Source organism: Bradyrhizobium sp. LA2.1, from assembly GCF_040547725.1.
In the GTDB taxonomy this organism is placed as follows: Bacteria; Pseudomonadota; Alphaproteobacteria; order Rhizobiales; family Xanthobacteraceae; genus Bradyrhizobium; species Bradyrhizobium barranii.
Genome location: NZ_JBEPQI010000016.1, coordinates 173,406 through 186,542, shown reverse-complemented (window position 1 = coordinate 186,542; position 13,137 = coordinate 173,406). Strand labels below are relative to the sequence as shown.

Annotated in this window: 9 protein-coding genes and 2 pseudogenes; 5 read left to right on the top strand and 6 right to left on the bottom strand. The window is 59.6% G+C overall.

What is annotated here, in order from left to right; translation table 11 throughout:
- Positions 1 to 19: 19 nt before the first annotated feature.
- A complete protein-coding gene (locus tag ABIB95_RS28675) occupies positions 20 to 463 on the top strand; it encodes a transposase domain-containing protein (RefSeq protein WP_502917565.1) in 444 nt (147 codons plus the stop codon).
- Here ABIB95_RS28675 and ABIB95_RS47425 read toward each other — a convergent pair.
- Both ABIB95_RS47425 and ABIB95_RS28670 read right to left on the bottom strand, forming a co-directional pair.
- Entirely contained in the window at positions 460 to 639 is a 180-nt protein-coding gene (locus tag ABIB95_RS47425; protein ID WP_502916638.1) for a hypothetical protein, read from the bottom strand. The genes ABIB95_RS28675 and ABIB95_RS47425 overlap by 4 nt on opposite strands.
- Positions 573 to 1,187 carry a hypothetical protein gene (locus ABIB95_RS28670; protein ID WP_247457892.1) on the bottom strand — a complete coding sequence of 205 codons (615 nt, stop codon included), beginning with the start codon at positions 1,185 to 1,187 and terminating at the stop codon, positions 573 to 575. Before ABIB95_RS28670 ends, ABIB95_RS47425 begins: the two co-directional genes overlap by 67 nt.
- Positions 1,188 to 2,465: 1,278 nt before the next feature.
- Between ABIB95_RS28670 and ABIB95_RS28665 the strand changes: the two genes are divergently transcribed.
- The 4 genes from ABIB95_RS28665 (at position 2,466) to ABIB95_RS28650 (ending at position 6,029) form a co-directional block, all read left to right on the top strand.
- Positions 2,466 to 2,654 (top strand): hypothetical protein, encoded by a 189-nt coding sequence (locus tag ABIB95_RS28665; protein WP_247457891.1) that lies wholly within the window; start codon positions 2,466 to 2,468, stop codon positions 2,652 to 2,654.
- Positions 2,630 to 2,713 (top strand): hypothetical protein, encoded by an 84-nt coding sequence (locus tag ABIB95_RS28660; RefSeq protein ID WP_247458304.1) that lies wholly within the window; start codon positions 2,630 to 2,632, stop codon positions 2,711 to 2,713. The genes ABIB95_RS28665 and ABIB95_RS28660 overlap by 25 nt, the downstream gene beginning before the upstream one ends.
- 424 nt (positions 2,714 to 3,137) lie before the next feature.
- Positions 3,138 to 4,291 (top strand): IS3 family transposase gene (locus ABIB95_RS28655; RefSeq protein ID WP_247457890.1). Its coding sequence is split into 2 segments (ribosomal slippage): positions 3,138 to 3,387 and positions 3,387 to 4,291, totalling 1,155 coding nucleotides; the frame shifts between segments, so codons are not numbered across the junction.
- 1,237 nt (positions 4,292 to 5,528) lie between these two features.
- Entirely contained in the window at positions 5,529 to 6,029 is a 501-nt protein-coding gene (locus ABIB95_RS28650) for a helix-turn-helix transcriptional regulator (protein ID WP_247457889.1), read from the top strand.
- Positions 6,030 to 6,516: 487 nt separating this feature from the next.
- Here the strand turns inward: ABIB95_RS28650 and ABIB95_RS28645 are convergent, their stop codons facing one another.
- The 4 genes and pseudogenes from ABIB95_RS28645 to ABIB95_RS28630 all read right to left on the bottom strand — a co-directional run bounded on the left by ABIB95_RS28645 (position 6,517) and on the right by ABIB95_RS28630 (position 12,277).
- Positions 6,517 to 7,254: an outer membrane protein gene (locus ABIB95_RS28645; RefSeq protein WP_354244224.1), complete on the bottom strand. Its 738-nt coding sequence runs from the start codon at positions 7,252 to 7,254 to the stop codon at positions 6,517 to 6,519.
- A gap of 1,387 nt (positions 7,255 to 8,641) precedes the next feature.
- On the bottom strand, positions 8,642 to 8,986 hold the full coding sequence (locus ABIB95_RS28640) for a hypothetical protein (protein ID WP_247457887.1): 345 nt from the start codon (positions 8,984 to 8,986) through the stop codon (positions 8,642 to 8,644).
- Between the two features lie 632 nt (positions 8,987 to 9,618).
- A pseudogene (locus ABIB95_RS28635) lies at positions 9,619 to 10,696 on the bottom strand (pyridoxal phosphate-dependent aminotransferase).
- Positions 10,697 to 10,988: 292 nt separating this feature from the next.
- Positions 10,989 to 12,277, bottom strand: a pseudogene (locus tag ABIB95_RS28630) (IS256 family transposase).
- Positions 12,278 to 13,137 lie beyond the last annotated feature (860 nt).

Here is a 13,137-nt window from a genome sequence, read left to right as displayed (position 1 = left end):
GATGTGCTCGAAATGGCGCATGAGCATTGCGGCGCTGCGCGCGGAGAACGAACGCCTGAAGGCGATTTTGGCGCAAACGCACTCAGCCTTGAGCGAGCATCAGGAGGCACTGGCGGCATCGGAGGAAGCGCGACGTCGGCTGGAGGTCATTCTCGGGGAATTGCGACGCGAGAAATTCGGCGCGAAGTCCGAGAAGCTGCGGCCAAATCAGTATCAGTTGCCGCTGGAAGACGTGGAGATCGCGCAAGGCATCCTGGACGCGGCGCAGGAGAGAGCCGAGGCTGTGATCCAGGGCCGATCGCGGAGCGCGCCGGATCAAGGTTCTCATCGCAATCGCGGCTGCTTGCCTGCCCATCTGCCTCGGGTGGAACGGATCATCGAGCCTGCGAGCAGGCTCTGTCCGTGCGGTTGCGGCGCCATCGTGGCGGTCTGGCCGAGCGGCTCCTCCGCGACCAACTGCTAGGCCGTCTTCCGTCTAAGCGCCCTCAGCAGACGCTGCACGATCGAATGCTGTTTCGTCCCGAACTCCTCGGGGTGTTTCTCGCTGAGCCGGCCGACGATGGCGAGTGCAGTTAGCTGCGGTTGCGTCGCGAGCCAGCCCTCGATCGCAGCAATATGCGGGTCGAGCTTGGAGGGCATGCGAACCCTGGTTTTATAGGGCCGACGGGTGCGCCGGTGCGTGGCACGCGACTCGCCGGACGTCGTCGTCTTGCCGAGCGTCTTCGCAAAAGTGGCTGCGGTCGCGGGCGCGGTGCTCGTGCTGGGGGTTGCAGGCCGCGCGCCTGTCCGGCACGATGATCGACGTCATTGCCGAGTTCGTCCTGGGTCGCTCGAATCTCGGCCAACAGCGCGACTGGATCGAGCGAGCGATACTGATCACGCAGCCGCTTCTTCACGGCCGCGGTCACCTTGGGATGCGCCACTGCACGCTCATAGGGCGCTGATGGGAGATGATAGCGTTTGATCACTTTAGCCCCACCGCGGCGCTTCTCCTTCAGCTTGAACGACGGCTGGAAGAAGTTGACGTAGAGCCGTGCCGCCGCATAGAGGCGGCCCATCGGGCGCGCCGTCTCGACGCCATCGAAGCGGCCGTAGCCCATCAGGCGACGGACGGCGGCATCTTTCTTCTCGACAAAGGCCTGATCGTTCTTGCGGTAGGGGCGACGGCGCGTGAAGACACGAGACACTGTCAGCCTGTTCGCAATATGCAATTTACGTGAGGTGATCCCTGTTGACGATCTCCGTCTACTGGGAAGACAATCTCGAATCGCGACCAATTGGGGGGGCATATGAAACCGCCTCCGTCCGCTCTCCGGGGATATCCAGATCCATTTCGATTGAAATCTCGACAATGGCTTCTGGATGATGGTTATTTTCCGCCAAGGCGTATTTGAGCGCTTGGGCGCGGGTGAGGAAGAGGCCTCCAAAAATACCGGCTCTGCTCGCGGGCGACCCAGTTGCCACGGCTATTCCTGCCAACAAAGACGACCGATGGTCTGCGGCCCTCATCTAGTTTGTGTGTCATAGCTTCGAAGGGCGCGACCATCAGGTAGCTCCATACTCGTTAGCGCGCTGCGGTGGAATACCGGCATATCACGCATAAATTCGAGTCCGGTCCCTACCGATTTTACCAGAGTGGACGCTGCCTCCGGTAAGCATCGGCAACGGATTGACTTGGCGAGTGGCATCCCCGCGCCAGCCGCAAAACCCCAGTCGTTGCCACATTTAGCTCACGTTGGTAGACAAGCAACTCGATTCTCCCCCATGTCAGGCCGAGAAAAGCGCCGGGACCGCGCAGTTGCTGTGATCTGCCTGTCAAAAAAGTTGTCCTGAAGCCGCACATTCATCCGAATCACTCGCCAAACAGTTGTCGGCAAGTGATTGAAAGGCTCCCTCTGCCTTCGCTACACTTCTTTCGTTTACCTCAAAGCAATAGGCGTGCCATTTTGCTCACAGTGACTAGGTCTTGCTTGACCACGCGCGCCCTAGAATTTACCTAGAGCGGCCCAACAAATTGTGTCGGCTCTTCGCCATCAGCCTCTAGAATCGAGCATCGGTCGCACGAGGAGGAAGAAGATGATGCGGACCGCCACCCAGAACCGCGTTTCGCATTCGCTCGAAGATGAGGCGTTATGCTGCTTGGCCTAGATGCCATAAATCAATAGGTGAGCTCCTCGCGCGCGATCGGCTTGGTGGGTGGTTCAGCGAGGGCCCTACATGAGCAGTATAAGTCCCCGTAGAGTGAACGTCTTTGTGCGCGAATGCGTGGAGGATCTGTCCGATAACTTCACGTACGGTTTTCGATGGTTGGTGCGGCAGCTGATGAGGCGAAGAGCCTCGTCTTACGGCCGAGATTGTCTACTGATCATGATGTCGCCGGGACGCCGCGTGGGATGTGCCTACCTCATTTGTTAGACCGCGAAGCTTGCGTGGCCGATGGTTCTGACTCAGGTTGGGCAACCGCGATGATGACGACCGATCATGGTTTTGTTGAACGCATCGGGATTGAGGCGATCGCCGCGGCAGAGTTGGCCGGCAGAGTCTATGTCTTCAGCCTCGGCTTTGGGTCACTCTGCTGGCGGCCGTCGCGCCCTTTATCGCACAAGAATTTGGGGCGGATCATCTGGGTTTGTTACGGCAGTCGCTGCGCATAGGACTCTGGACGGCATTCCTCTTATCGCTCCCGATGATGGGCTTTGTCGTTAGCGCTTAGCCGCAACCCATTGAGGCGGGCTTGAGGAGTGCGCTGTGCGCTTAGTGAAGGAGTGCGGGCACTTGCTCCATGAGCCGACTAACGGTGCGGTATGGCCGAAGGACGCGTGTGGCGTGCGGATGGAAAAGACAGCCATCTCCAGTGTCCAACTGGATGCGACAGCAGCGAACGTGGGCAACCTCCCAAGACAGGCTCATTGTTGTAGACGCGACAAATCCATGCTGGCTGCGACGGGAAGAAGGTGGCGTCCTGGACGCCCTCGATACGCTGCATCGGCTTGGCTTAAGGTCGCGGAGTCCTCCCGAAGTTGCGCATCACGTTGGAGTAGGAAGGGGAGCTGCACGAAATGCCTCTCACGATGTTTGAGCTGCTGCCGGTTTGATGGACACCGAGATTGGGTGTTTTATCGAGCCGGAGGTAGGTCATGCAGAGACGGAAGTTCAGTCGAGAGTTTAAGATCGAAGCGGTCAGGCTTGTCAGGGAACGCGGGGTGTGGGTGGCGCAAGCAGGCCGCGACCTGGGCGTTCATGAGAACGTGCTGCGCAAATGGGTGAAGGAGTTCGGCTCCGACCCTGTGCAGGCCTTCCCCGGCCACGGGCAAATGAAGCCTGAGCAATTGGAGATCGAGCGGCTGCGGCGCGAGGTCACCAAGTTGAAGGCGGAGCGGGACATCCTAAAAAAGGCCGCTGCCTACTTCGCGAAGGAAGCGACATGAAGTTCGTCTTCATCGCGAAGCACCGGAACATCTGGCCGGTGGCATGGCTATGCGAAGCAATGGGCGTATCCCGGTCGGGCTTCCATGCCTGGCTGAATCGGTCCCCCAGCGTCAGATCCCGGAGCGACGAGGCAGTCGGCCAGCAGGTGAAGGCAAGCTTTGTTGCCAGCGACCGGACCTACGGCGCACGGCGGGTCTGGAGAGACCTTTTGGCAGACGGCGTCGAATGCGGTTTGCACCGGATCGAGCGGCTGATGCGCCTGCAAGCCTTGCGGGCGAGGCCACGGCGCCGGCGTCTGCCCAAGGATGAAGGCGATCGCCAGGTAGCGAACGTGCCGGCGAACCTTCTGGACCGTCAGTTTGCGGCCGAGCGGCCGAACCAGAAGTGGATCGCCGACTTCACCTACATCTGGACCGCTGAAGGCTGGCTCTACGTGTCCGCCGTGATTGATCTGTTCTCGCGCCGGGTGGTCGGCTGGTCGATGCGCGCCAGTATGACGGCCCAGTTGGTTGCAGACGCCCTGCTGATGGCCGTCTGGCGACGCGGCAAGCCGGACGCCCTGATGCATCACTCCGATCGCGGCAGCCAATACGCCAGCGAACAGTTCCAGCGCCTGATGGCCGACAGCGGCATCGTCTGCAGCATGAGCCGATCCGGCAACGTTTGGGACAATGCGGCGATGGAAAGCTTCTTCTCGTCGTTGAAGACCGAGCGCATCGAGCGCAAAACCTATCGCACCAGGAACGAGGCCAGAGCGGATGTGTTCGACTACATCGAGCGGTTCTACAACCGCATCCGGCGTCATTCGACGATCGGATGCGTCAGCCCAGTTGAGTTCGAACGTAAGGTGGGATTAGCTTAACCGGGTGTCCATCAAACCGGCAGCAGCTCAGTTCGAACTCATAATGTTAGGGTGCGTGTCGTGCGCAGCAGCTTCTGGCACACGGTATTGAGATCGAAGTTGAGACATTTCTTGCCACGCTGAAGGACTTGAGACGTTCGCGCCCGTGTCGTCCGGCATGTCATGGCCCGGCGGACGATCCAGGCCGGCATCACTCCGGGAGGCGCTGTGGCGGCGTTGCGGGGCAAACAGTCCCAACCTGTCGCCTGCCGTGGTCTCAGGACTGTAGACCGCGTGGCAATGCGAGTACGAGCGCCGGCAGAGGGGCGATTGTGCTGCCACACATCATCCTCGAACGTGTCTCACTTAAGCGGGCAGTCCAGACCTGTCACTCCATCTTGGGGTCGGCCCAGCCAGGAAGGCTAGGTCATGGCGGAGCTGGCGAGGTCAAAGTTAGATGGTCGCTCGATCCGTCGACCAGATGCCTTTCGACGTCGGGGAAGCGGTTCCGTTGCTCGAGGAGGGTAGCCCGTTGAGAGGAGGTGTGAATGCCAATGACCAATCGCCGCTCTCGCCACGCGAGCTAATCTTGAGGCGTGCCGCCATTGCCTCACTATCAGCTACGATGCGTCGGGCGGCACCGAGGAATTCCTGACATTGGATCGTCGGTCGCGTGCCGCCGTTGGTGCGCTCGGAGGAGCGTGCTGCCGAGCTTGTGTTCGAGATTGCGTAGGCAGCGGCTGAGCGTTGACTGCTTGATTCTGAGTGCGGTCTGCCGCTTGGCGGAGGCTTCGGTGCTGGGACGCAGGGATAGCCCAGCATAGATCTCGAAATTCCACGGGCGCGATTGAAACTCTATGGCGAGTTGCAGTGATAGGGTAGGGATGAACTGCTCTTTGGAGGCACCCGCCGCCTGCGCTCGGAATGACCTGCTGCGATGACAGCTTTCAAATGCTTTCGCCGTTCGCTTGATGACGCGGGCGCCGGGTCTACGCTAGCTCGGCTGACCCCCGGAGCAGAGGCGGGAGGCTGGCCAACGCGTAAACGATCGTTCGCGTACTTGTCGATGCAGCATATATTCTTCAGCTAGCCCCAACAAGGTTGTCTCTCTTGCGACGAATGTCCGAATTCTAGCAGTGAACGTGGTGCGGCCAGTTCTCCAGCACTCCTGCTTTGCGGCAGCGCTCCTGGCGCGCCAGCTGGTACGACATTTGCTGGATGCTTGAGGTCCGCCTCCTCCCGAAGAAGCGCATGCACAATGTTCTCTATCGAGCAGCTATCCGATCTCAGCCAATCGATTGCAGCTCATGACGAGAAGTATGACTGTCGCGTTCGGTCGAGCACTTCCAAGCGTGTGTTGAACGAGGCCAAAGAGGCCGGTCTGAAGCGCGGCGTAACCGTACCACTGTTCGGACCATTTGGACAGCTATCCCTCGTATCCTTTGCATCCAGGTTCGACGATGTTGACCCTCAGTATCGCCTCAGTCGTTTCAACGCATTGGCTTGGCAGTTTCATCATGCATTCACAGAAATCGCGCCGTCATCGAAGGGCAAATGCCATATGCAAGTGGTCCTATCCGAACGAGAAAAGGATTGCCTCCGCTGGGTGGGAGAGGGGAAATCATCCTGGGAAATCGGAGTCATCCTGAGAGTCAGCGAGAATACGGTGAACTTTCACCTGAAGAACGCGATGCGAAAGCTAGAGACGAACAGCCGTACCCATCGCCTTGCCAAGGCGATTCGCCTCGGTCATATCTGACGTTTCGGCGCCGCTGGCCCGTACCGACCTATGCCGAAGTCACGAGCGAGCGATCTGATCAGCGTGGCAACATGACAAAATCAGCGAGGACACGTTCAGCCCAAGGTGGAGAAGATGCTGTTGCGGCGAATAGCTGACAAGCCTGTCATCCCGATCGTCTTGGGGGGCATAGATGCGCATCCCGCCGAGGGTTGGTCGTGTTTTCGAGGCGGGAGAAGTTCGCACGATCGCCTAAATCCGACGTGGACTGGGCATGACGGCAGACTATTCGGCGCATCGATGACGCGCGCGCGATGACAGTGATCTTCGCAAGCGTGCTTCGTTGTGGATGCCGCCGCTCGACCAAGATCGGAGCGGTTTTTGGGCCTGGATTGCGACCACCTAGTCGCCTGCGATAACGGTATTGCTTGATCGAGCAAGCCCGCCCTTGCAAAAGCAAGCCCCGGCCTTGGGCCGGGGCTTTCGATACCGCCGTTCGTACTGCTGATCAATGTTTCAGAAGAAAGGGCCCGCCGAACTTATAGTTGAGCCGTGCAGTCACAAGATCGAAATCCTGGCGGATGCGATCGATTCCGCCTGCGGGCGCGGGGAAGTGCACCGTTGCGGGCTGCATGAATAGGTGGTCGTACTCGAGGCTGACCGACCAGCTCGGTGCGAAGCCGTAATCGATGCCGGCTCCCAAAGCGCCCCCCCGAAGAACGTGCTGGCTGCTCCCAAGCTGCGCGCCGGTGAGGGTCGAGCTAATCTGATACGTGTTGCTCGTCACTGCGGCGCCGCCTTTGGCGTAAAGCAGTACGTTGTCGAAGGCATAACCTATCTGCCCCGTTACCAGGCCGAACGCATCAATCTTGGTCTGGTTGTTATCCGCAAACGCGACGCTGTCATTCGACCCGCTCAAATCAGCCCAGTTCCCCTGGCCTTCAACACCAAGCACGATCTGGCCGATCTGCCCTCGATAGCCGATCTGGCCACCCACGGTACCGCCGGTCGCGTCATGGCAGCCCTCAGGCGTGCCGCCATTGAAGTCCCAGCAATTCGAGCTTGAGCCCAAGCCGCCGTTCAAACCGACGTAGTAGCCGCTCCACTCGTAGATCGTAGCCGCAACAGGCTGCGGGGCTTTGGCATAGAGAGGCTGGACGGGCTGCGCAGCAAGATCCGCGCCGAATGCGGGCGCCACCGCGCCGAGCGCCACAATGCTTGCAGTCGCAAGCAACAAGTTCTTCATTTCTACTCTCATGTCTTGAGTGCCCCCGAGCCTCGCGCGTCTTAACAACATCCGCACGAATAGCTGTAACTGCATCGCAACATTTGGGCCGAAAGGAATGCTTGAACCGAACCCTGCGTCAGGTTGCGGCGTTGCGAATCACGCCTCGCAATGCACCTTCGCGTGCGAACCAGATTGCATAGGCCTGGGCGAAAAGCGGGCGGCTGATCTCAGCGGATGAAGCGCACCGCAAGCCATATGGCGCCCAGCCACACCGCAACCGAGAAGAGCAAAGCGCTTTGCCAGGTCCTTGCTCTTATCCTGTGACGCCATTGAAGGAGCTCCGATGAGCAACCGGCCGACCTCGTACAACAGCTATCACTTCATCGTAATCTGCGAACGGGAACTGAGAGCGATGCTTCCGAATATACGCCAGCCGCTCAGTGGGTGAGAGGCACTGCGCCCACAACTCCCATGCCTCATCATCAAAACACGTGCTATTCTCAAGTACCTCGGCGACGCGCTCGTCAGGTTTCATGATGCATCCGCTGTACTGACTATCGCGGATCGAGTTCTAGAAGGGCGCCTAACCTTCGAAGCCTCTCAGTTCAGGGATTTGGATTCGGCCAGGAAACATTTGTCACGGTCAAATGCGGCGCTGATCCTGCGCGAGATGAAATTCGAAGTGGTGCGGTGGCTCTGGATCTTCCTTCTGGCCCAGTGCAGGTCGCCACGGGCATGGAAGCGGCGTAGCTGCCGCAGGAGAGTGAAAGGTGCTCTTGTCGATGCTGTCGCAATCGTGCTCGCCGTCGCATTCAGTTCAAGCGCTGGCTCGCGTGCCAGACATGTCTTCTCCGCGGTGTGCACCTGCGCTGATTAGAATTCGGTCCGGCAATGCTTCCGCGCATGCTAAGATCACACAAATGTCCGTTGAAAGGTCCAGGGCCGGTTGCGAATACACGGCCGCCGATTCGATCATCATCCGTGAACGGCCGGCTCGCAGTCTTCACCGTCAGTGTCTCGGGTGAAATCGGCCAGCAGTCACACGTTGCACCGCGCTGTTGGGACTGACTGCACGCGAGCACGCGCGTGCCCTCCACGTCGCCTCCCGATTCTGTGCTCGACGAACTGACGGCGCTCGGCGTTCGCCCTCTTGTGGCAGATCGGCAATTGCCTTGCTTGAGCAAGGCCGAATGCCGCATTAGGAACCACGGCGTGCGGGAACTCGGAGCGGCGGCGGATCAGAACTGCTGGAAGCCCTGGCTTGCGAGAGACCTCAGGCAAGCCGCCAGTGCACGCGGGTCCCTCGTTGAAGCAGGGCACGATGACATCCACGCTGGGCAAAGCACCGTTGTCGGCCGGCTCGTACGGCGGCAGTGAGGCGCCGATCGCTTGAGCGGGTCATGCATCAAGGCATCTTGGGATGAGGGCTGCAGATACCAACTTCGTTAAAAGGATCCTGAGGGCGGCGCGGTTCGTTGGTCATGAACATTTTCATTGCAAAGGAGAGCGACCTGTATGCTCGATCTCGGACCGCCTGCGGCAAATCAGGAGTTGCGTCGATCGCAGCGCGCGCGTCGCTCATAATCTTATCTTTTGCGGAAAGAAGCTTTGCATCAAACATTACATGAAGCGTCTCTCGAATTTCAGGTGCGATCGCGCTATCGCCATCGATCAATTCTCGAAATTTCCAAAACATACGCTCGGCCGCTACCATCGACCCGAGGACTGACATCAGTCTTGGTGACATCATTGGTCATCTCCTTCTCAAACCAGTATCTGGGACTATCCCAGCGAAATTAGACCTGTGCGCATTTGGCCGGCGCGCGAGGCGACCCCGAACAGGCGAATGACTGGGATAAATGTCGGCTGCTACGCCCCAGCGGGCGTGAGACGGACGTTCAAGATATGCTCAGCGGAACTCGCAAGTGTGCGATTTGCGAGCAAGGCATTTATCCTCTGCTCCAAGCCGTAACGCGATGGCGTGCGGTGGCTCACGTGCAAAACTGACATGGAGGGGATGCGCCGCTTTCCATTTGCCACAATACATGCAGCGGCCTCGGAGTTGGGCTTCTGCCAGGCGTCCGTTCTCTTCCGCTTTCTCACTCGGATCGCTCTGTTGACGAGGCCAAATCGACTGAGTGATCCCGGCTATGCAAATGTGGGCCATCCGATATCCAGGTGCTCGGGGCGCCCACGCGTTTTGTGATTGCCTGGGTGCATCGACATCGAGCCTCCCGATGCGGCGATGGTGTGTTGGTCGTGCCACGTCGACCTCGATCATCTCTTGATTCTCCATTGGCCGGTCGGGTTGAGCTTAGGAAGAGCGGCAACTTGAACGCGCAGATCATTTCCATGTGCAGGGACCTGAGTGGAAGGGAATCACTAGCCACGGCGTCCCACCTTCTTAAGAATGCTGCCGACAGCCGCAAGGAACGCATCCATCTGACGTTTCGTACCGATGCTAACGCGAATGCACTCTTTGCAGGCCGGCATCCGTAAAGAAGGCAACGAGGACGCTCTGGTCTTGCAACACCGCCTGCCACCATCTGCCACCCTGGCCTACCGGCACACGGGCGAGGAGGAAGTTCGCGTGGGAAGGCGTTACGGAGAACCCAAATTCTGAGAGGGCGGCCGCTACGCGCTGACGCTCAAACCTGACGTGGCGATGGTTCTCCTCGTAGGCGTCGCGATGCGCAAGGTCGCTCATGCCTACGGCATGAGCGACCACATTCATGTTGAAAACATTCTGGATGTTGCGAAGCCGCCCAATCAGCTCGGGATGGCCGAAACCGAAGCTGACGCGAATCCCAGCGGCGGAATGACTCTTGGAAAGCGTGCGCAGGACCAGAAGATTCGAATGGCGCTCAATGAGGCGTAGGCCGTTCTCAGGTGCGAAATCGACATAAGCTTCGTCCAAAACGATCAATCGGTCAGACCGTATAACGAGGCGCTCGATCTCAGCGAGCGGAACAAAGGTTCCGGTCGGATTGTTCGGATTGGCCAGCAGAATGAACTTAGCATGTTTAGGCGGACCGAAAAGCAGCTCGTCCATCGGCAAGCAGTCGGGTTCAGGCCAGGGAATTTCAATGAACCGGGCCCCTTGCAGCATGGCAAGCTTGCGATTGAACGAGAAGCCGGGCGACATCATCGCGATGCCGTCGCCCGGGGCAAGAAAGGCTCTGTAAATGAGACTGGGGAGTTCAGACGATCCATTGCCAGCCATCACGCGATCAGTGGCAATCCCGTAGGCCGCTGCGGCCGCTTGTCTCAAGCTGATATTGTCGTCTTCCGGATAGCGATATTGCACCTCAAGAGCTGCAATTGCGCTTCGCATCACGATGGCGGGCAAAGGAAATGGATTCTCATTCGTATTTAGTTTCACGCAAGTATTGTCGGGGGTGGGCCGCCCGGACGGCAGAGCATCCAATTCGCGAGCCACCGGCGAGAGCGAGGAAAGCATAGTTTTCAGTTTTGCATCCAATTTGACGTTCTCCCTTTTGTCGACGAGAGCAGCTGACGGACTTCATCGAGCCTACGTGATGCGCTCGCTGTGTTCGGAGCCGGAAAGCGCAAGGCGTGCATCAATGTGAGGGTGGGCTGCCATAGGCGGGCTCAGATCTAAGCGCCGCACCGGATCAGAGTCCGGCAGCGATCAGCGCGGATCAGGCGGGCGCACGGCGTTATCCCAGCGAATACCTGTTTCACGAGGGGAGGGAGAGCTATCGCCAAATTTTGGTGACGGCCGGAGCCGGTCAGGCGGCGGCGGTTATGGGCTGACGGTCGGTCGGCTTGGCGATGACCTCGATCCCATCATTGAATGTCACACCGACAACGAGTTTTGGCAACTGGTTGTGGCCATCGAGACGACGCCAGCTTCTCTGCGCGGCCTCGAGCAGTTTGAAGACCATCGCGAGTGCCGTCTTGTTGGACAGGCAGCCCTTCGATCGGATGGTGCGGTGGCGAACGGTGGCGAAGGTGCTTTCGATGGGGTTGGTCGTCCGCAAGTGTTTCCAGTGCTCGGCCGGGAAGTCGTAGAACGCCAGTAGCGTGTCTCGATCCTTGCTCAGGCAATCGGCGGCCTTCTCGTACTTCAGCGCGTAGCTCTCGATGAAGGCGTCGAACGCCAGTTCGGCGGCGGCCTTGGTTTCGGCCATCCAGATCTCCTGCAACGCGCGTTTGGCCTTCGGCTGCTGGCTCTTCGGCAACTTGGCGAGCACGTTGGCGGTCTTGTGCACCCAGCAGCGCTGCTCGCGCGTTTTCGGCCAGACCTCGGCGGCGGCCTTCCAGAACCCGAGTGCGCCATCGGCGATGACGAGCCGCGGCGCCACGTCGAGCCCGCGCCGCTTCAGGTCAAGCAGCAGATCGCGCCAGTCCTGCGCGCTCTCGCGGGCGCCATCGGTGAAGCCGACCAGTTCCTTGCGGCCTTCCGGCGTCGCGCCGATCAGCACCAGGATGCACTGCTTTTCGTCTTCGAGGCGCGCTTGGAGATGGATGCCATCGGCCCAGATGTAGACGTAGCGCTTCGCCGACAGATCGCGCCTCTGCCACGCGGCGTGCTCGTCGAGCCAGCCATCCTTCAGGCGACCGATGGCGGATGCCGACAACCCGGCAGCATCCTTGCCGAGCAGAGCAGCGCAGCCAGCGCCTCAGAGAAGTCGCCGGTCGAGATACCCTTCAGGTAAAGGATCGGCAGCAGCGTCTCGATCGACTTCGACCGGCGCATGTAGGGCGGCAGGATCGACGGCGAGAACCGGATGCGGCCAGGATCGGCGGCGTCCGCTTCGCGATCGCGTACACGCGGCTGGCGGACGGCGACCGGACCGATGCCGGTCATCACCTCGCGCTCCGGCAGGTGACCGTGGCGGACGACGCGCTGGTGGCCGTCCCGGGTCTTCAAATCGGCATGCTGGCCGAGAAAGTCTGCAACCTCGGCCTCGACCGCCTGGGCCAGCAGGGCACGCGCTCCATTGCGCAAGACTTCTGTGAGTTGATCGTCGAAGATTCCTGGCTGAATCAGATGGATGACGTTATCGTTGGACACGGCATATCGCTCCTTCGGTGGAGAAGTGGAGGCGTCAAGCACCCCCACGATATGCCGCCTTTCCGATTCCCGCCGTCACCAACTTTGGGCGATAGCTCGGGGAGGGAACGCCACGTCCACTCGGCCGAACAGCGCTGCTAATGGCTTGAACTCGCGTAATCCGCAGACAGAAATCTTGCCAAAAGTTACGTTCCTTCTAAAGACGTGGCAGCTCACTCCCGAGAGCGAGGTGCGCGTCAGTTTCACTAAGTGGAAGAAGCCGCCGATGTTCGTCGGCCTTACGATTGTGGAAGTGATGCTCACTCCAGTGGTACCAGACGAATGGGAACGTACTCTTCGGGCGGCCGTTCGGGCGTGCACGACAGCCGTGATAGCATTGCCGCGAGGGCGAGAAATGCCGCGACTGCGGCGACTGCGACGCACGTTACCAGCGCGTAATCGCCAGGCCGCCGATGGTTCATCATTCAACGCTCCGTGCGATGTTAGTGCGTGCGGTCAGGTCTGGGCGACCGCTTCGACGGTATTGTCGCGCCAGTGGTAAACGATGGACCAGGAGCGGCATTGTCTCCCTTTGAGTCGAATCGAACCGTGGCAATAGCCCTTTCGATTGAGCCCGAGGTTCGGCCGCAGCGACCCGCCTGGCATCGAAGGTGCCCGCCCGTCTGACGGAGCTTGCCCATCCTTGAACTACGGCATAAGCGTAGCGTGCAACCTGCGGCAGATTGGCTTGCACCCTTGAGCTTGGCGACAGCGGCTGCCCCTGCAGCATTCTTCGTCGATTCCGGCATGAAGGTAAAGAGCGTGCCGTTTGCGGAGTCACCGGCAATGGCCAAAGACTTCATCCACTGACTTGTTCTCGC

What these genes read in the sequence shown, in the direction of transcription:
- ABIB95_RS28675 (WP_502917565.1), top strand. Translation starts at nt 20, where the DNA reads ATGAGCATTGCGGCGCTGCGCGCGGAGAACGAACGCCTGAAGGCGATT.
- ABIB95_RS47425 (WP_502916638.1), bottom strand. Translation starts at nt 639, where the DNA reads ATGCCCTCCAAGCTCGACCCGCATATTGCTGCGATCGAGGGCTGGCTC.
- ABIB95_RS28665 (WP_247457891.1), top strand. Translation starts at nt 2,466, where the DNA reads ATGATGACGACCGATCATGGTTTTGTTGAACGCATCGGGATTGAGGCG.
- ABIB95_RS28650 (WP_247457889.1), top strand. Translation starts at nt 5,529, where the DNA reads ATGTTCTCTATCGAGCAGCTATCCGATCTCAGCCAATCGATTGCAGCT.
- ABIB95_RS28645 (WP_354244224.1), bottom strand. Translation starts at nt 7,254, where the DNA reads ATGAAGAACTTGTTGCTTGCGACTGCAAGCATTGTGGCGCTCGGCGCG.
- ABIB95_RS28640 (WP_247457887.1), bottom strand. Translation starts at nt 8,986, where the DNA reads ATGATGTCACCAAGACTGATGTCAGTCCTCGGGTCGATGGTAGCGGCC.